This window comes from Streptomyces hawaiiensis (genome assembly GCF_004803895.1).
Classification (GTDB): domain Bacteria; phylum Actinomycetota; class Actinomycetes; order Streptomycetales; family Streptomycetaceae; genus Streptomyces; species Streptomyces hawaiiensis.
Genome location: NZ_CP021978.1, coordinates 5,018,869 through 5,036,418, shown reverse-complemented (window position 1 = coordinate 5,036,418; position 17,550 = coordinate 5,018,869). Strand labels below are relative to the sequence as shown.

Annotated in this window: 16 protein-coding genes; 2 read left to right on the top strand and 14 right to left on the bottom strand. The window is 67.2% G+C overall.

Annotated features, from left to right (window positions below; all coding sequences use genetic code 11):
• Positions 1 to 7 precede the first annotated feature (7 nt).
• The 13 genes from CEB94_RS23280 to CEB94_RS23220 all read right to left on the bottom strand — a co-directional run bounded on the left by CEB94_RS23280 (position 8) and on the right by CEB94_RS23220 (position 14,171).
• Positions 8 to 1,045, bottom strand: a complete 1,038-nt coding sequence (locus tag CEB94_RS23280) for an NAD-dependent epimerase/dehydratase family protein (RefSeq protein ID WP_175434063.1) — start codon at positions 1,043 to 1,045, stop codon at positions 8 to 10.
• Positions 1,038 to 2,990 (bottom strand): AfsR/SARP family transcriptional regulator, encoded by a 1,953-nt coding sequence (locus CEB94_RS23275; protein WP_175434062.1) that lies wholly within the window; start codon positions 2,988 to 2,990, stop codon positions 1,038 to 1,040. The genes CEB94_RS23280 and CEB94_RS23275 overlap by 8 nt, the downstream gene beginning before the upstream one ends.
• 718 nt (positions 2,991 to 3,708) lie before the next feature.
• Entirely contained in the window at positions 3,709 to 4,662 is a 954-nt protein-coding gene (locus tag CEB94_RS23270) for an acyltransferase domain-containing protein (RefSeq protein WP_175434061.1), read from the bottom strand.
• Positions 4,663 to 4,753: 91 nt separating this feature from the next.
• On the bottom strand, positions 4,754 to 5,686 hold the full coding sequence (gene fabD, locus CEB94_RS23265; protein ID WP_281292514.1) for an ACP S-malonyltransferase: 933 nt from the start codon (positions 5,684 to 5,686) through the stop codon (positions 4,754 to 4,756).
• Entirely contained in the window at positions 5,683 to 7,038 is a 1,356-nt protein-coding gene (locus tag CEB94_RS23260) for an FAD-dependent monooxygenase (RefSeq protein ID WP_175434059.1), read from the bottom strand. Before CEB94_RS23260 ends, fabD begins: the two co-directional genes overlap by 4 nt.
• A gap of 8 nt (positions 7,039 to 7,046) precedes the next feature.
• Complete coding sequence (locus tag CEB94_RS23255; protein ID WP_175434058.1) at positions 7,047 to 7,997, bottom strand: aromatase/cyclase; 951 nt, start codon at positions 7,995 to 7,997, stop codon at positions 7,047 to 7,049.
• Between the two features lie 12 nt (positions 7,998 to 8,009).
• On the bottom strand, positions 8,010 to 8,789 hold the full coding sequence (locus CEB94_RS23250) for an SDR family NAD(P)-dependent oxidoreductase (protein ID WP_175434057.1): 780 nt from the start codon (positions 8,787 to 8,789) through the stop codon (positions 8,010 to 8,012).
• Positions 8,786 to 9,055, bottom strand: coding sequence for an acyl carrier protein (locus tag CEB94_RS23245; RefSeq protein WP_175434056.1), 270 nt, complete (start codon positions 9,053 to 9,055; stop codon positions 8,786 to 8,788). The genes CEB94_RS23250 and CEB94_RS23245 overlap by 4 nt, the downstream gene beginning before the upstream one ends.
• Before the next feature lie 14 nt (positions 9,056 to 9,069).
• Positions 9,070 to 10,245, bottom strand: coding sequence for a ketosynthase chain-length factor (locus tag CEB94_RS23240; RefSeq protein ID WP_175434055.1), 1,176 nt, complete (start codon positions 10,243 to 10,245; stop codon positions 9,070 to 9,072).
• Positions 10,242 to 11,501 (bottom strand): beta-ketoacyl-[acyl-carrier-protein] synthase family protein, encoded by a 1,260-nt coding sequence (locus tag CEB94_RS23235; RefSeq protein WP_175434054.1) that lies wholly within the window; start codon positions 11,499 to 11,501, stop codon positions 10,242 to 10,244. The genes CEB94_RS23240 and CEB94_RS23235 overlap by 4 nt, the downstream gene beginning before the upstream one ends.
• On the bottom strand, positions 11,498 to 11,824 hold the full coding sequence (locus CEB94_RS23230) for a TcmI family type II polyketide cyclase (protein ID WP_175434053.1): 327 nt from the start codon (positions 11,822 to 11,824) through the stop codon (positions 11,498 to 11,500). The genes CEB94_RS23235 and CEB94_RS23230 overlap by 4 nt, the downstream gene beginning before the upstream one ends.
• An 18-nt stretch (positions 11,825 to 11,842) precedes the next feature.
• Positions 11,843 to 13,339 (bottom strand): FAD-dependent monooxygenase, encoded by a 1,497-nt coding sequence (locus tag CEB94_RS23225; RefSeq protein WP_281292579.1) that lies wholly within the window; start codon positions 13,337 to 13,339, stop codon positions 11,843 to 11,845.
• A 190-nt stretch (positions 13,340 to 13,529) separates the two neighbouring features.
• Positions 13,530 to 14,171 carry an NADPH-dependent FMN reductase gene (locus CEB94_RS23220; RefSeq protein WP_175434051.1) on the bottom strand — a complete coding sequence of 214 codons (642 nt, stop codon included), beginning with the start codon at positions 14,169 to 14,171 and terminating at the stop codon, positions 13,530 to 13,532.
• Between the two features lie 166 nt (positions 14,172 to 14,337).
• Here CEB94_RS23220 and CEB94_RS23215 point away from each other — a divergent pair, with 166 nt between their 5' ends.
• Positions 14,338 to 15,405 carry a glucose-1-phosphate thymidylyltransferase gene (locus CEB94_RS23215; RefSeq protein ID WP_175434050.1) on the top strand — a complete coding sequence of 356 codons (1,068 nt, stop codon included), beginning with the start codon at positions 14,338 to 14,340 and terminating at the stop codon, positions 15,403 to 15,405.
• Positions 15,402 to 16,412 carry a dTDP-glucose 4,6-dehydratase gene (gene rfbB, locus CEB94_RS23210; RefSeq protein ID WP_175434049.1) on the top strand — a complete coding sequence of 337 codons (1,011 nt, stop codon included), beginning with the start codon at positions 15,402 to 15,404 and terminating at the stop codon, positions 16,410 to 16,412. Before CEB94_RS23215 ends, rfbB begins: the two co-directional genes overlap by 4 nt.
• Positions 16,413 to 16,478: 66 nt before the next feature.
• Here rfbB and CEB94_RS23205 read toward each other — a convergent pair whose 3' ends face one another.
• Positions 16,479 to 17,516 carry a helix-turn-helix transcriptional regulator gene (locus CEB94_RS23205; RefSeq protein ID WP_175434048.1) on the bottom strand — a complete coding sequence of 346 codons (1,038 nt, stop codon included), beginning with the start codon at positions 17,514 to 17,516 and terminating at the stop codon, positions 16,479 to 16,481.
• Positions 17,517 to 17,550 lie beyond the last annotated feature (34 nt).

Sequence of the window (17,550 nt, the reverse complement as noted above, 5' to 3'; positions counted from 1 at the left end):
AAGGGCGTCAGTCGAGTCCGAGTCGGTACCTGAGATCAGAGCGGACAGCCCGCATCCCTTCCTCGATGCTCAGAAGGGGCGACGACTCGAGGTCCGCCCACACCCGGGACGCGACGGAGAGGTCCGCGTTCGGACCGCCCGCCACACGCTCGTGGACGACGGGCACCGGCTGGTCGAAGAGGCGCTCGGCCACCTGCAGCAGCTCGTCGATCCGAAGAGGGCGTCCGCTGCTGAATATCTTGCAGACATGGGGGTCCGTCCCGCGGGTGCGGGACCGTACGGTGTCCATCGCCGTGACGACCATCCGGGCGCAGTCCCGTGCGTAGATGTAGTCGCGCGTGGTCTCCAACGCGGCCCGGAGCGGCAGCGGTTCTCCGGTCAACTGCGCTTTGATGATGGCGCTGATCAGGCCCTGGTTCTTGCTGAGGTTCTGTCCGGGGCCATAGAGGTTCGTGATCCGGCCCGACACCACGGGGAACTGCCACCGGCGCGCCAGGGTCTCGCTCTCCTCCTCGATGGCGAGTTTGGCCTCGCCGTAGGGGTTCTTGGGCACGGGAGCGGAGAACTCGGTGAACGGTGCGCCTTCCGAGCCCGCGAACGCACCGCCTGCCGAAGAGGCCATGAACAAGGCACCGCTCGACGGCGAGCCGGCTCGCTCGAGCCCGTCATTGATGCCGGCCAGCAGCAGGCCGGCCTGGATGCGTTCCCGCTCGACCTGGTCGGCGGGGGTGTGGAACACGGCCAGGCCGGCACACCAGTACAGGTTCCAGCGCGTCGGCTGCTCGGCCAACTCCCTGCCGAGCTCGTACAGTTGCCCGCACGCTCGGACATGGTCATCCCAGTCGATGCGCACCCGCCGGCTGAGCCGGTTGCCCAGCACGCTGAGGACGTGTCTCCCCAGCAGGCCTCCGCCGCCCACGACGATCTCGTTCGTCGTGACGGGCCGCTCGCTCCCCTTGGGGCTGTGCTGTCTCGCCGACAGGAGTGCCTCACTGCCGAGTGAATACGGAAGAACGCGGTCCATCCGCTGAGTCAGGTCATCCATGTGACGCTCCTGTCGGCTGCGGTACGGACAATCCCCCGTAGATCGACTGTCCCGGGGTCGGCTGTGACGCGTCGACGACGAGTTGCCACACCGCCTCCTGCTGTCGCGTGTCCAGCAGGAGGTGCACCAGTTCCTCCCACGCGGCGCACAGGTCGATGAATTCCTTCTGGAGGTCAAGCCGTGCCGCCAGCTTCGCGGACTGGGTCAGGGTCCTCAGCACCACGTGACCATCCGGACTCGAAGAAGGACTGATACGGCTGGCTCCCACGAGACCGTTCGAGGCCTTGTAGTGGAGGAACGCGGCGCGGACGACACGGCGTTGCTCGCCGAACGTGATGGTCTTGCGTGCCTCCAGCTGCGCGGCATGCAGGAGCAGCGGGTGCATCCGGTACGTGCCGCACCGCATGCGCTGCAGCAACGCACGGTCGGCGAAGCGCCGGCAAGCGCGCCGTGCCCAGTCAGTTGACACACCGAGCGCTGCCGCGACCGATGTCTCATCTATCTCGGGGCAAGGCAGAAGCGATAACCGGAGGTAACGGTCGTGATCGAAGTCCTCGAGGCACGTGAAGGACGTCATGAGCCGGCCGACCAGACTGCGTCCGGGAACCTCCAGTTCACTGAAGATGGAAGCCGAAGACGACAGCCGGTCACTGAGCTCTCGAAGGTTTAAGAAGTCACGCGTCGAGATACGGGCGGCGGCCAGCCGAAGCGCCAGCGGAAGGTTGGCACACTGCTGGATCAGCGCGCGAGCATCCTCCGTCTCCTCAGGGCCGAATGGCCTGCCGATCATGCAACTCAGCATTTCCAGGCACTCGTCCTCGTCCGGTACTTCGAGGGAGATGTGATGGGCTCCGTCGATGCCGTTGAGGATGATGCGTGAGGTGATGATGCAGGCGCTGTCGTTCGAAGGGGGGATGAGTGGTTCTACTTGTTCGATGTTACGCACGTCGTCGAGGACGACCAGCAGTTTCTGCCCGGCCGTGATGGTCCGCCACTGCGCGAGACGCCCCTCCTCCGAGGACGAGATCTCTGCGTCCGGAATGCCCTTCTGCCTCAGCAGCACCTCCAGCGCATTGGACACACTGGCTGCACAGGCCGACGAAAATCCGTCCAGGGACACAAAGAACTGGCCATCCGGGTAGTGGGGGGCCAGTCTGTGCGCCAGGCGGACGGCGACGGCGGTTTTCCCCACTCCGCCCATGCCGTGAATGGTCGCCACCAATCGGGGATGGGGCCCCTCTTCGGTCAGGAGCTTCTGCAGCTCGTCGATCTCGCGGGTACGCCCACCGAAATCCTGTAGGTCCCGCGGGAGGCAGCGCGGACCGACCTGGGAGCCGGGCCGTGCGGGAGGAGCCGCTGTCCCCTCGCTCTCACGGACGTGCGCGTGGCTCACATGCCGGACGGTGGTGGCGGGGTGGGCGACGCCGGAGCGAGCGGGTACGGGATGGCCGTGGATCTTTGATGCGACGTGCAGTATCGAGGCCAGTTCATCGGACCGCCCCTTGTTGGCGAAACCCTGTACGGTCTTGTTCAAGAGGACACGGTGCTGTTCCACTAATTCGGAGATCCGGCGCTCCTGCCCGTGGGGTTCCGACCCCTCGCACGGGCGTCCACGCCAGAGCGCCAGCGCCGAATACGCGGTCGCCAGATCCTCGTCGCTCGCCAGAGAGCTCGACATCGCCTGATCATAGAGGCGGCAGAATTCGGAGACATCGGATTGCTTGGGCGACAGCTTCAGCATATAGCCGTCCTGAGACGTCGTCACCAAGTCCCACTCCTGGTCCAAACTGATCCTGAGTGCGGAGACCATCTTCCGGACTTGGTGATGCGCACTGGACGGACGCTTATCCGTCCATGCGGCTTGAATGAGATCCTCCATCGCCACCGAATACTCGGGCTGCAGGGCGAGGTACGAGACCACGGTTCGGTATTTGCGCCCGGTCAATGGTATAAGTGTGTCATCGCACCGAACCCGGAGCGAGCCCAGCACATCAAACCGGATGAAACCCATCACATCTCCCCGTTAGCTGTTCAATCAAGCTCAGGCCAGACTTCAGCCCGGAGCCATTCTGACGCTTTGTGATCAGTCTTCGGAATGCGGTGCCCTCAATGCGAGGAGATACTGAATAAAGCTCCTTTAATTCTCGGAAACGCATCACGCTGCGCGCAGCCGGAAATCCGACGCCCATATGTCGCCCACGTCATCGGGGACGGTGCAGAGGGACGCCGGAGGGGCCGGAGCCCGGCAGCAGTCGCACGGCGCCCGGGTGCCGGAGCCCCGTGACGTCGAGGTGGCTGTGAAGGGTCAGCGGGAGAGAGTCGCGCGAGCCGACGCCTGAAACACAGAGGTCGGCGAGGATGGTCGGCCCCGCTCGCGCTCGTTGACAGAGGCGCCTCGCGTCTTCGCGGTGCCGCTCGGCTCAGCCGGCGCTCGCCTCTTTGCAGTTCCCCCTGCGGTGCGCTCTACGGGCCCAGCACGTGAATCCCCTCCCCCGTCGAGTGTGACTAAAGGGTAACACTGCATTCCGTTGTTGACCGTATTTTTTCGGTCATGTCCGTGTCGGGACGTGACACGCCTTGTTGAATCTTTCACCAATGCCAAAGCCGGGCGTCTCCCGGCTGCTCGGAAGACACCCACGGCGTTGCTCGGACCACGTGCGGAGTTAGCGGAACGACTCGGCGACCTCGCGCCTGACGGATCTCCAATGCTCGGGCTCGGGCCGGTGACGCGGCATCGTGGTGACCACTGTGGAAAGTCGGGCACGAACGGAAGGCAATCGGCGGGCGGCCATGGACAGGACAGTCCCCGGGCCGATTTCCACGAATGTGTGCGGGCCGGAATCAAAGTTGCCGCGAAGCGCCTTCCAAAATTCAACTTTTTCGGCCATCTGGCGCGTCCAGAACGAGGCGGGCATGATCTCTTGGTCACTGAGCTTTCGGGCCGAATACGCCGAGACCACTGGCAGCCCTGTCGAGGACAGGAGATGGCCGCGCCGACTCAGAAACTCCTCGAACTCACGTGCGGCTGGCCTCAGGAGGGGAGAGTGGAACGGCTCGGTCGAGGCGACGCGCATGCACGTCACACGCTGCGACCCCAAGTACCGCATCGTGTCCGGGAGATCTTCATCGGCACAGCTCACGACGCACTGGTTGTCCGCGTTCTCCGCCGCGATGACAGCGCTCCCGCCCAGCACACCGACGTGTTCCCGCAGTGTCTCCTCTGTCGCGCGGCATGCGATCATGCCACCGCGAGGGGCGGCGTCGAGGAGTTGAGCCCGTTTGTTCAGCAGGGCGCCTGCCAGCTCGAGGTCGAAGGCTCCCGCGAGCACGGCCGCCGCCAATTCGCCCACGCTATGACCGATCAGCGTGACGTCGGCATCCTTGAGGTCCTCCAGCCAGACCACGCCGGCCGCGTAGTTGACGCCGAACAGCAGCGGCTGGGCGATCGATCCACGGCCGAGGTCCTGGGCCCCGCCATGGAGCCACTCGTCCCTGAGCCGCACCGCGCCGGTGCCGAACGCATCGAAGAAGTCGTCGAGTGCTCTCCTGAACCGGGCATCGGATTCGTAGAGCGAGACCCCCATCGAGGCGAACTGCGACCCTTGGCCGGGCAGCATCAGGACGAGGGACCGGGGCGCGGATCCTCCCCCGTCGGACGGGGGCTCCACGGAATCGACTGCTTGGTGTCGCACCGCCTCGTTCACCGGCTCACCAGCCCGTCACGCCGGCCAGAAAGGACGGCAGGTCATTGGCACGATAGGTCTGCACCGCCGGTAACGACCGCTGGACGAACCCCGTGAGGACCCTGCCCGGGCCCAGCTCCCAGGTGCGCGCCACAGACAGCTGCTCGAGCTTGGCCATCACGTCGACCCAGCGGACCCGGTGCACCAGCTGATCGCCGAGCTGACGCCGGATCTCCTCCCCCGTCGCATAAGGTTCGGCGGTCGACCCGGAGATCAGCATCGTCTTGGGCGGACAGAAGTCGAAGCGCTGGAGGAACTCCACGAAGTCCTTCGTCGCGCCCCCCATGAGACTGGAGTGAGCCGGGCCTCCGATTCTCAGCACCGATCCGCGGGCGTCCGTCACCGTGCTGACGCGCTGAACCAGGAGGTCGATGGCAGCGGATTGGCCGGAGACCACGACCTGGAGGGGCTCGTTGTGGTTGGCCACCTCGACCACCTCACCGGTGTCGGACCGCACCTGCGCGCAGATCTCCTCGACCTGCTCGATCGTGAGACCGAGGATCGCCGCCATCTTTCCGTCCACCTCGTCGTGCACCCTGGCCATGAGCTGACCACGACGGTGGACGAGCTGGAGAACCTCTTGCCAGGTGAGCACGCCGGCCGCCGCGAGAGCCGAGTACTCCCCCAGACTGTGGCCCGCGATGACGTCCGGTTCCGCGCCGTTCGCCCGCGCGGCGACCAGGGCCGTGTAGCTGCACATGAAGACGGCCGGCTGAGTGACCGTCATGTGACGGAGCTCTTCGCTCGGCCCCTCCTCACAGAGGCGCGTGAGGGAGAAGCCCAAGATCCCGTCTGCCTCTTGCCACAGCGGTTCGATGAGTTGGGGGTACCGTTCTCGCAGGTAGGTACCCATGCCGACTTTCTGGGTTCCCTGTCCGGGGAACAGGAACGCTCTCACAGCGCTACCTCGGGTTCCAGGTCGTCAAGGGGGCTGACAGCGTCGTCCCAGTCCCGTAGGGCCTCGGCACGGGCTACCGGATACCAGTGGTGGTCGGGCCGGATCCAGGCATCCACGTCGTCTCCGTTGTCGGACACGAGCGCCCGTTGCACGTGGGAGACGCCGGGGACCACCCCGGCCCGCCGGAGCTGGGCCGGGTCCAGACGCCGGCGAACCGCGTGGGTGGGCGTCCGGTAGCACACGTCGACGCCGGCCAGGCCGTCGGCGATCTTCGTTCGGTAGACCGCGTCCCCGGCCAGTTTCCCGGCCACCACAGCCTTGCTCCGCGTGGCCGCGGCGTCGGTGTCGAACAGCAGACGGGCCTGTGCTCGCAGCCTCCCCGCCAGGACGTTCAGCCAGGAGAGCCGCTCGTCCTGGTAGTCGAGGAGAGCCTGCGGGTCCCCGTCGTCCAGATACCTCAGGACCCGCCAGCCGAGCGCCTCGGCGTCCATCAACGACGTGTTCAACGCCTGGCCTCCGATGGGAATGAAGGGGTGGGCGGCGTCGCCGCACAACACGACACGGCCTTCGACCAGCCGGCGCGCCACTTTCGTGTCATCGCTGAACGTCCGCAGCCACGAGGGGTCTGCCGGCAACGTCTCGCCGGTGGACGTCGCCCAGGCGGTACGGAGATCTTCCAGGGTGCGGGCTTCGCCCTCGGGCCAGAGCGGATCGTGCACCATCACCCGTGTGATCTCGGCACTGAGCGGCGCGGCGGTCACGGTGTACCGCCCACGTCGCTCGAAGCGTCGCCTCGCCAGCCGGGAGTGGTGGAAATCGGCCTGCACCAGAACGCGCGTGGCCGGCGCACCGTCACACTCGATGCCCAGCAGCGACCGGACCGTGCTCCGCTGTCCGTCCGCGGCGACCAGCAGGGCTCCGCTGAACGACCTGCCGGTCCGGGTGGTCACCAGACAACGCCCACCTTGCTCGCGGACGGACTCCACGTGCTCCCCGGAGAGCAACCGCACGCCGTGCCGGCGGGCCCAGCCGGTCAGCGTCCGCACCAGGTCCGGCTGGGGGCACTTCCAGACTCCCGCCCGCCCGGAACGGACCTGCGAGAGGTCCACGGGCAAGCCGCCGTAGTGTCCGTGGGTGTGCCGTGGCAGTTCCGGGTCGAACTCGACCCCGTGGGAGTCGAAGATCTCCATGGCACGGGCGTGCAACGTGGAGGCACGGGTCTGCGGGTTCGGCGCCTCCCGGGATTCCAGCACTGTGACCCCCGCACCCGCCTTGGCGAGGATCCCGCCCAGCAGCAGCCCACTGGGCCCGGCGCCGACGACGAGAACGTCCGGAGCTTCGGGCTCGGTCACGTGCTCACTCACCTCTGCGAGACAGCGGTGCCGGCCCAGCGGACCGCTGCTTCAAGGGTCCGCAGGCTGTTGTTTCCCAGGTTCCGCCGAGCGAGCTGCTTCGCGTCCGAGACCGTGGCGCTGGGACCGAGAACCTTCGGCACCGCTTCGGGATCGATCGCCACGGTGTGCTTCGACGTGACCCGCCAGCTCTCCCCGGCCGGGGTGATGGTCCACTCGCCGGTGTGGAGCGTCAGCAGCGCCGGGAGCGTCACCTGCTTGTACAACAGCCTGGCCGGGCTCTGGGACACCCGGTAGGACTCCGTGACATGGGTGTCGCCGTCCGGCGTCCTCGTCCGCATCCGCAGGAGCTGCAGGCCGTCGGAGAACTCCTTCATCTCGGCCTCGGCAACGTGTTCCAGGCGCCCGGCCCACAGCTCACCACGGTCCAGGAACGAGAACAGCAGGACGGGATCGACCGTCGTGTCCACCGAATCCGTGAAGGTGAAAGGACTCAGCTCGCTGTCCGCGTCCCGTTCGCAGGCGAACCTGAGCGCCGAGAGCTCCTTCGTGCTGTTGGTCTCCACGGCACGGGCGATCCATGCGAGCGACTCCGCCGAGTCGTGCTCCGCACGGTAGGTGTGCGTCAGTTCGACTGTGCAACTGTCCTCGGACAGGGGCACGACCTTCCACTCGCCGGCCATCTCCGCGACGGGCGGCGAGGTGACGGTCTGCGCGAAGCGGATGGTGCGCGCGACGGGATCGAGCTCCCGCTCGGAGACCCAGGTCTTGGGTTCACCGTTGGCAGTGGCCCACAGCTGGATCGTCTGCTTGTTCCCGTTCCGAGCCAGCTCCGCGCCGTGGATGGTCGGCTCGAACATCTGGGACCACTGCCCGACGTCCTCCAGGCGGCGGTACACCGCGTCGGCGCTGCTGGTGATCGTGGTGGTGTGCAGGTCTACGCGTGCCGGATCGGTCATGTGAATCGTCTCCTAGAAGTTTCCGAGGCCGCCGCACACGTTGAATGCCTGAGCCGTGATCGAGGCGGCGCCTTCGGTCGTGAGGTACTCGACCAGGGACGCGACCTCGTCGGGTGTGCTGTACCGGCCGAGCGGAATCTTCGCCTCGAAGGCGGACAGGACTTCCTCCTCCGTGGTGTCCCAGGCGCTGGCGTATGCCTGCCGGACACGGGAAGCCATCGGGGTTTCCACATATCCCGGGCAGACCGCGTTCATCGCGATGCCCTGAGGCGCGAGCTCCTTGCCCACCGCCTTGGTGAAGCCGACGACACCGTGCTTGGAAGCGGAGTAGGGAGCGGCCAGCAGGACTCCCTGTTTCCCCGCGGTGGAGGCGATGTTGATGATCCGGCCGTGGTCCACCTCGTGGATGCCGCCACGGGCCAGGACCTCACGGGTGACGTAGAAGACGCTGTCGAGGTTGGTGCTCAACACCTCTCGCCACAGCTCGTCGGTCAGCTCCGCGGTCTTGCCACCGCCGTTCCTGCCGGCGTTGTTGACGAGGATTCCGATGGGACCGTTCGTCTCCACGGCCTGGCGGACCAGATCGCGTACCTGTCGCGGATCGCTCACATCGGCGATCAGCGACGTGACGGGCGCACCGAGATCGGACAGTTCCTTGGCGGCGTCCTGGAGCCTGGCGGAGTCGCGACCGCAGATCGTGACGCTGTGTCCGGCCGAAGCCAGGCGCTGGGCGATGGACTTTCCTATGCCGCTCGACCCACCGGTGACGAGGGCGTGACGGGGGAGGCTCATGACACCGCCGACTGACGCTCGAGGGCCTCGTTGACCGCGTCCAGCATCTGCTGGGGCGTGTCGAGGTCGGTGAACACCGAGTCGTCGAGTTCGATGTTGTTCTCGCGACCCAGGCGCAGACCGGTCTCCAGGACGGCCAGAGAGTCGTAGCCCAGCTCGGAGAACGCCATCGTCCTCAGATCCGTGTCGAGGTCGACCCCCTCGTCGACACCGGAACCCTCTTCGAGAGCTCGCTTGAGGTCGTTCATGGTGACGCGTGCAGGCATTCCTTCTCCTTTGGTCATGTCCCGACGATCAGGGCGGAGTTGAACCCACCGACGCCCCTGGCCAGGACCAGGACGTTGGTTATGGGGTGTTGGGTGGCGACGCCGCACAGGTTGACCCCCAGGGACTCGTCCGCTTCGACGTTGAGGGTCGGGGGGATCGTCTGGTCCCGGATGGCGAGCACCGCCATGGCGACATCGAGTGAAGCCGTTCCGCAGCCCATACGGCCGGTCGCCGCCTTGGGCGCGGTGACGGGGACGGAGTGGGGACCGAAGATCTCCACCAGGGCGGCGGCCTCGGCCCGGTCCGCTTCCCGGGTGCCGGCCGCGTCGGCGAAGACCACTTGGATGTCACCGGGGCGAAGCCGCGCCGCGTCGAGCGCGATGCGGATCGCCTGTCCGAGGCCCGTCCCGGGGGCGGCCCGCGGGTCGTCCACGGTCGCACCGTGGCCGAGCACCGCCGCGTAGCGGCCGTCGCTGTGCGACTGCAGTACGAGGTGGGCGCCGCCTTCACCGTTGACCCACCCGGCCGCCCGTTCGTCGAACGGAAGGTACGCGGCCTGCGCGTCGGCGGACTTCGACAGGTGACCGGTCGAGGCGTGCGCGACCCGCCCCCAGGGACACATGGTGCTGTCCACCGACCCGGTGAGCATGATCTGGTTCCCCCGTGCCAGGCGGCGGGCGGCGAAGGCGATCGCGTCGAGGCCACCGGCGTCATCGGCGACGATCACGCCGCTGTGGCCCTGGCAGCCGTGACGGATGGAGATCTGGCCGGTGTTCACCGCGTAGAACCAGGCGTAGGACTGATGGGTGCTGACGTACTTGGGCCCCTTGGACCACAGGTTCTGCAGCTCCTTCTGCCCGAACGCATAGCCGCCCGCGGTGGCCGCCGTCATGACACCGACATCGAGGGGGTCGACCTGGCTCATGTCGATACCGCTGTCGTCGAAGGCCCCAGCGGCGGCCACCAGCGACATCTGGGTCATGCGGTCGGTGGCCGGCACCAGCCGCTTGGGCAGTTCGTCCGGACCGAAGTGGAGGATCTCTCCGCTGATGGGGTTGTCGTACCTGGCGGAGTCGAACGACTGCGTCGGCCCCAGACCGCTGCATCCGTCGAGGAGGGCCTTCCAGTGTTCTTCTCGGGACAGGCCCAGCGGAGAGATGATGTCGATGCCGTTGATGTGTGCGGTCATGAGAACTTCTCCGGATCCGTGAGAACCATGGCGCTCTGGAACCCACCGAAGCCGCTTCCGGTCGTCAGGACGCTGTCGGTCGGCTGCTTCCGCGCGTGCACCGGCACGTAGTCCAGGTCGAGTTCCGGATCCGGCCGGGTGAGGTTCGCCGTCGGCGGGATCACGTTGTGCCGCAGCGCCAGAGCGCACGCGGCGATCTCCAACGAGCCGATGGCACCCAGCGAATGACCGATCATCGATTTGATGGAGCTGATGGGCACATCGTGGGCGGCGGGCCCGAGGGAGGACTTCAGGGCGGCCGTCTCGTGCCGGTCGTTCTGTTTCGTCCCGCTGCCGTGGGCGTTGACGTAGTCGATTTGGCCCGGGTCCATACGTGCCTGGCCAAGAGCGGAGACGACGGCCTCCGCCAGCTCGCGCCCGTCGGCCTTGAGACCCGTCATGTGGTAGGCGTTGCAGCGGCTGGCGTATCCCCTGACCTCGCCGTAGACGCGTGCGCCGCGACGCGCGACGGATTCCTCCGACTCGAGGACGAACATCGCGCTGCCCTCACCGAGGACGAAGCCGGACCGCGTCGCGTCGAAGGGGCGTGAGGCGGTTTCCGGGGTGTCGTTGTAGGTCGACGTCGCCTTGATCGTGTCGAAACAGGCAACGGTGATCGGCGAGATGGGCGCGTCGGTGGCACCGCAGACGACAGCGTCCAGGATGCCGCTCTGGATCAGCTCCATCGCGTTGCCCACGGAGTCGATCCCGGAGGTGCATCCGGTCGACACGACGCCGCTCTGCCCCGTGAGGCCGAAATCCCGCGCGATCTCGGAAGCGAACGAGCTGGGCACGAAGTACGAGTACAGCTCGGTAGGGGAATCCGGGATCACGTCCCAGAGTGCGCCGTCGCGGCTGAGCTGCCGGTAGACCTCCTCGAGCTTGGTCGTGGCGCCGACGGCCGAGCCCACGATCACCCCGGCGCGTTCCGGAGGGCACGTCCCCGACCAGGCCGCGTCCTCCACCGCTTCACGGGCGGCGACCAGGGCGAACTGGGCCGCACGGTCCAGCTCCTTGGACTGCAGCTCGGACAGCCCCGCGGCTTCGGCGCTGAAGTCGACTTCGGCGGCCACACGGGATCTGAACGGCTCCGGGTCACAGAGACTGAGCCGGCGGGTGGCGGTGCGCCCCTGAGTCAACAGGTCCCAGAAGCGGTCTCGTCCGACGGCTCCGGGCGCGACGACGCCGATCCCGGTGATGAAGGCCCTGCGGGTCATCGTTCGGAACTCCAGTGATAGAAGCGCTCTGCCATGGCGTCCTTCGGCGATCGCCAGTCCGGGGAATAGGCTTCGATGTACGGCTTGAGGTCATTGCTCACCTGAATGAAACGCGGGTCGGTTTTGGCCGCTTCGACCGCGCCGGCCCCGTTCGGACTCTCGAAGTCCTGCAGGTGGAAATAGAGGCCGCGGTAATGGAACAGTTCGCGGCGCCGGGTGCCCATCCTCGCCGGCATGTCGGTGGCGTCGAAGCCGGTGAAGACGTCTGCTACCGCGTCCGCATGGCTGATGTCCATCCGGGCGATGATCAGAGAGCTGAACAAGGGTTTTTCCTCCTCTGGTTACGCGGTGGGCTTTCCGAGCCAGCGGCTCAGCGAAGCGCTCAATTCGTCGAAATCAGTGCCCGCCCACGCGACGTGACCGTCCGGCCGCACGAACAAGTCGGATGACGCGGCCAGGTCCTCGTTCCCATGCGATGGCGTGGGGCGTGCGTGCACTACGCGCACCTGGTCCCGCCACGGCGTGACCAGCGAGGAGGCCGGGCTGTCGGGAGACCGGAGGACCAGCAGGGCGGAGCCGTGCCGCAACTCCTCGGCGACGTCGCCGCCGGTTTCGACGACGGTGAACGCATCCGGCGGCAGCCGTTCACCGATGGGCGGCGACGCGTTCGGAACGCCCATGTCGTAGCGAATGTCCAGTCCGCTGACCCCGTCGGCCAGCAGGATGGACACCTCCCGGATGTTCAGCAACCGCCGTATGACCTCGCGCAGCGGGTCCACTTCCGGACCTCGCAGGAACATCTGCCCCTGGGCGGCGGTGTTGAGCAACAGTTCCCGGCCGACCGGGTACCGCTCGGTGTGGTAACTGTCCAGCAGCGTCTCCGGCGCGCGCCCCAGGCTCACCAGCGCGAGCTTCCAGCCGAGGTTCACCGCGTCCTGGATCGAGACGTTCATGCCCTGCCCGCCGGCCGGAAGGTGAGTGTGGGCGCTGTCGCCGACGAGCAGCGCACGACCGGACCGGTACGACTCCACGAGGGACGACGCGTCCGAGAACGAGCTCGCCCAGAGGCATTCGCCGTCGACCAGTGGGGTGCCGACGACGTTCTCGTACGCGGCCTTGATCTCGGCGTGCGTGACCGGGGTGCCCTGCGGCCGCATCGGCTGGGAGAAGTCGCAGACGATCACCCGTTCCGTCCCGTCGCCCAGCGGAGCGGACATGACCATGCCCTTTTCGTGCTTGACCCCGAAGGGCTCGTTGGGCAGGCCGCACCCCCGCAGGTCGCCGAGGAGCATCTGCACGGAAGGGGGAGTGCGCTTGGTCGGCATGCCGATCGCTTCGCGAACGGCGCTCGCTGCTCCGTCGCAGCCGACCACGTAGTCCGCTTCGACGATCTTCTGCTCGGCCGGGCCGCTGAGCACACAGCGGTACCCGGTGTCGGTGGGCTCCATGGAGGTCAGCGCCCAGGGCCGCCGCACCGTGACTCCCAGCTCTTCGGCCCAGGCGGCGAGGACCTGTTCGGTCTTGGACTGCGGGTACTGGTTGGCCGGGCGCATCGTGCTGGACAGGTGATCGCCGTCGATGTTCAGACCGGCGAAATGCACTCCGGACACCTGGGCGAGTCCCTGGAAGCGGCCCAGGATGCCTCGTTGCTTGAAGACCTCCAGCGTCCGCACCGTGAAGCCCAGGGCCCGGGACTGTCCGCTCGGGCTCGGCAGCGCGTCGATCAGCAACGGCCGGCTTCCGTGGAGCGCCAGCTCAGCACTGAGCATGAGACCTGTGGGGCCGGCTCCCACGACGAGAACCGATACGTGTGACGGTATGGCTTCTGCGGCGTGCATCGTCATGCCGCTCACGATGCTCGGAGTCACGCGACCGAAGTAGGTCACCAGAAGTGAGGACCGAGGGATATCCGTGCTATCGGAGGGGAACTCACGTGACCGGTTTCGTTCGGCCAGCCGCCGTCCGACGTCATCGCCACCGGCTCGTACTCAGCCACGCGGGCGATCGGTGCCGCCGGACGGCGGTCGATCAGACCGACACCGCGTTGCCTTCGGAAGCCGCGCCGGCGTCCGCGCGCAGCGGCTTGAGCGCCACCGACCAGGCGATGACCTCGTCCAGCATCGTGTTCACCGACTGTTCCTGCTGCTCTCCCGGCGTGAACTCGCCCGCGGCCGTCGGGTCCGTCATGTCGCACCCCGTGTAGTCGAAGTCGGTGAACACCGACAGGACGACCTGGCTGCGCACGTCCGCGACCTTCACCTCGGCCAACGCCAGCCGCAGGTGCTCGACGGCGCGAATCCCCCCGTGGACGCCGTAGCTGACGAACCCGGCCGCCTTGTCGTTCCACTCGGCGAACAAGTGGTCGATCGCGTTCTTCAGGGCCGCCGGTACGGAGTGGTTGTACTCCGGGGTCACGAACACGAACCCGTCGAACGAGCCGATGGTGGCGGCCCACCGTCGCGTCTCCGCCCTCTGGTACTGCCCGAACAGCGCGGGCACGGGCTCGTCCAGCAGCGGAAGGCCGTACTCCGCCAGGTCGACCAGCTCGAAGCTCGCTTCGCCCACCACGGCCGCGGGGTGCCGCGCGGCGACCTCGGCGACCCATCGGGCCACCGCGTGCCCGCGGCGGCCGGGGCGCGTGCTTCCGACGATGACGGCAATCCTGGTCATCTTTTCCGCTCCTTGTGTTGTCGGATCTTGAGATCAGAGGATCGAGCGCGGCCAGATTATGAGCGGTAAAGGTCAGCCCCTGACCTCTACTGGCATAAGTTTTCAGACACCAATCCGCCGCCCGGCCGCACGAGATGGACATTCCCCATGCCTAGACTGCGCCGCCATGAAGGCTCTCGTACTGTCCGGCGGGGCCGGAACCCGCCTGCGGCCCATCACCCACTCCTACGCCAAGCAGCTCGTTCCCGTGGCCAACAAGCCCGTGCTTTTCTACGGGCTGGAGGCAATCGCGGAGGCAGGCATCACCGAGGTCGGCATCGTCGTCGGTGACACGGCCGCCGAGATCCAGCAGGCGGTCGGCGACGGCTCCGCCTTTGGCCTCGACGTCACCTACATTCGGCAATCGGCGCCTCTCGGTCTCGCCCACGCCGTTCTGATCGCCAGGGAGTTCCTCGCCGACGAGGACTTCGTCATGTATCTCGGTGACAACTTCATCGTCGGCGGTATCGCGGATCTCGTGGCAGGGTTCAGAAAGAGCCGTCCCGACGCGCACATCCTGCTGACCCAGGTGGCCGACCCCAGCGCCTTCGGTGTCGTCGAACTCGACGACGCCGGGAAGGCGGTGGCACTGGAGGAGAAGCCGGCCGTCCCGCGCAGCGACCTGGCCCTGGTCGGCGTCTTCCTGTTCACCTCGGCCGTGCACGAGGCCGTACGGGGCATCGAGCCGTCCGCACGCGGCGAGTTGGAGATCACCGACGCCCTGCAATGGCTCATCGACCACGGGTGTGACGTCCATTCCACGACCATCTCCGGTTACTGGAAGGACACCGGGAACGTCATCGACATGCTCGAGGTCAACCGGGCCGTACTGGAAGGCGTCAAAGGCCGTGTCGACGGCGTCGTCGACACGGACAGCGAGGTCATCGGCCAGGTCACGATCGAGGCCGGCGCCGAGATCCGGGGTTCGCGGATCGTGGGGCCCGTCGTGATCGGCGCGAACACGCGGATCACCGCTTCCTACATCGGTCCGTTCACGTCGGTGGCGGCGGACTGCAGGATCGAGTCCAGCGAGATCGAGTTCTCCATCGTCCTCACCGGGGCCACGGTTCAGGGGGTCCGGCGCATCGAGAGTTCTCTGATCGGCCGGGACGTCGAGGTCACCCCCGCCGACGGAGTGCCGGCAGCGCACCGGCTGATCCTCGGGGACCACAGTCAGGTGCGGATCGCGTCATGACCGCCACGAGGATTCTCGTCACCGGAGGTGCCGGCTTCATCGGCTCCCACTACGTCCGCACCCTGCTCGGCGCGCGAGGGCCCGCCGGGGTACGGGTCACCGTCCTCGACAAACTGACCTACGCCGGCAACCCGGCCAACCTCGACCCGGTGCGCACGCACCCGGGGTTCTCCCTCGTCCAGGGCGATGTCTGCGACGCCGCGCTCGTGGACCGGCTGGTCACCGAGCACGACCAGATCGTCCACTTCGCCGCGGAGTCACACGTGGACCGGTCGATACTGGGCGCCACCGAGTTCGTCCGGACGAACGTCGGCGGAACGCAGATCCTGCTCGACGCGGCTCTGCGCCATCACGGCGACGGCCGGGGCGTCTTCGTCCACATCTCCACGGACGAGGTGTACGGCTCGATATCGCGCGGTTCCTGGCCGGAGACGCACCCGCTGTCACCCAACTCCCCCTACGCGGCCTCGAAGGCCGCCGCCGATCTCATCGCTCTGGCCCACCACCGCACCCACGGTCTCGACGTCCGGGTGACCCGCTGCTCCAACAACTACGGCCATCACCACTTCCCCGAGAAACTGATCCCCCTGTTCATCACCCGGCTCTTGCGGGGGCGCACGGTGCCGCTGTACGGGGACGGGCTCAACGTCCGCGACTGGCTGCACATCGACGACCACGTCCAGGGCATCGAACTGGTCCGCACGAAGGGTCGCCCCGGCGAGGTCTACAACATCGGCGGTGGCACCGAACTCACCAACAAGGAGCTGGCGTCCCTGCTGCTGGAGGCGTGCGGAGCCGGCTGGGATTCGGTGGAGTACGTCCCCGACCGCAAGGGACACGACCGTCGCTACTCGTTGGACTGCACCAAGATCACCCGGGAACTGGGATACGAGCCGCGCAAGGACTTCGCCACCGGCCTCGCCGAGACCGTCTCCTGGTACCGCGAGAACCGGCCCTGGTGGGAGCCGCTGCTGCGGCGGGCCGAGCTGGCACGCCCCGCCCTCTGACCCGGGGTGGGCGGGGTCTTTCGAAAGGCCCCGCCCACCGAGTCTGAGGCACGCTCCGTCGTCCGGTCACTCGCCGGACTTCACACGACCGCCCTCGAGCGGGCGTCGCCGCTGACGGCGCCGAGCGTCCGTCGGGCCGGGGATGTCGACGTCGATGCGGCCCATCACTTTCCGGGCCGCATCGATGAGTTCGGGCGGTCCTTCCACGGTGAACCGGCAACTGAAGGTGATCAGGAAGCCCAGGAGCGCCGACCACGACCAGGCCCCCATCTGGATCCGGGTGATCCGGTCGTCGATCGCTTCGAAACTGGCGGCCCCCGGAGCCCATTTCGCCACCAGCGTCGCGGGACACTCCATCAGGACGGTGCCCCAGCAGGGCCAGGTGTCCGGGGTGTCACCGCGATCGGGCTGGCTCTGGACGAAGCGGGTGATGTCCTCGTCGGGAACCTCACGCTCGCCGAAGCGCCACGCGGTAGGGGCCAGGAGCCGGATGCGGTCGAGCCGGTAGGCGTGCCAGGAGCACCGCTGCTGGTCGTAGGCCACCAGGTACCAGCGACCCGACCAGACGACGAGCCGGTGGGGTTCGGCCAGGACCTCGCTGTCCTCCATCGAGTCGAGGTTGATGGAGCGGTAGGAGAACCTCACGAGATCGCGTTGCTGAGCGGCGGTGCTCAGCTGCGCGAGGAGCGCGGGATCGATCTGGGGCGGAGCGAGTTCCCATGCGTTCTCGATCTGTTCGATGGAGAAGGTCGCAAGACGATGGGCCAGATGAGGCGGCAGCAGCTCTTTGATGGAGTTCAGCGCGCGTTTCGTGGCATCACCCATGCCGGTCACCGAGGCCGGTGCGGTCTGGAGGGACAGCGCGATGGCGAGGGCCTGCTCGTCGTCGACTATCAGCGGAGGAAGACGCGCTCCGCGGGACAAGCGGTAGTAGCCGGACGGGCCCTTCGTCGCCGTGACGGGGTAGCCCAGCTCGCGGAGGCGGTTGATGTCGCGCCGCACGGTCCGGGGGGAGACGCCCAGCCGCTGGGCCAGCCCTTCACCGGTCCACTCCTTCTTGGTCTGCAGCAGGCTGAGAAGCTCCAGCGTTCGGTTGGCGATCAAGGATTGCCCTCCGGATCAGTGTGAGTAGAGGTCA

Excerpts from the sequence above, each read along its gene's own strand:
- CEB94_RS23250 (WP_175434057.1), bottom strand. The coding sequence starts at position 8,789 with ATGAGCCTCCCCCGTCACGCCCTCGTCACCGGTGGGTCGAGCGGCATA.
- CEB94_RS23280 (WP_175434063.1), bottom strand. The coding sequence starts at position 1,045 with ATGGATGACCTGACTCAGCGGATGGACCGCGTTCTTCCGTATTCACTC.
- CEB94_RS23240 (WP_175434055.1), bottom strand. The coding sequence starts at position 10,245 with ATGACCGCACACATCAACGGCATCGACATCATCTCTCCGCTGGGCCTG.
- rfbB (WP_175434049.1), top strand. The coding sequence starts at position 15,402 with ATGACCGCCACGAGGATTCTCGTCACCGGAGGTGCCGGCTTCATCGGC.
- CEB94_RS23235 (WP_175434054.1), bottom strand. The coding sequence starts at position 11,501 with ATGACCCGCAGGGCCTTCATCACCGGGATCGGCGTCGTCGCGCCCGGA.
- CEB94_RS23270 (WP_175434061.1), bottom strand. The coding sequence starts at position 4,662 with ATGCTGCCCGGCCAAGGGTCGCAGTTCGCCTCGATGGGGGTCTCGCTC.
- CEB94_RS23245 (WP_175434056.1), bottom strand. The coding sequence starts at position 9,055 with ATGCCTGCACGCGTCACCATGAACGACCTCAAGCGAGCTCTCGAAGAG.
- CEB94_RS23225 (WP_281292579.1), bottom strand. The coding sequence starts at position 13,339 with ATGCACGCCGCAGAAGCCATACCGTCACACGTATCGGTTCTCGTCGTG.
- CEB94_RS23215 (WP_175434050.1), top strand. The coding sequence starts at position 14,338 with ATGAAGGCTCTCGTACTGTCCGGCGGGGCCGGAACCCGCCTGCGGCCC.
- CEB94_RS23255 (WP_175434058.1), bottom strand. The coding sequence starts at position 7,997 with ATGACCGATCCGGCACGCGTAGACCTGCACACCACCACGATCACCAGC.
- CEB94_RS23220 (WP_175434051.1), bottom strand. The coding sequence starts at position 14,171 with ATGACCAGGATTGCCGTCATCGTCGGAAGCACGCGCCCCGGCCGCCGC.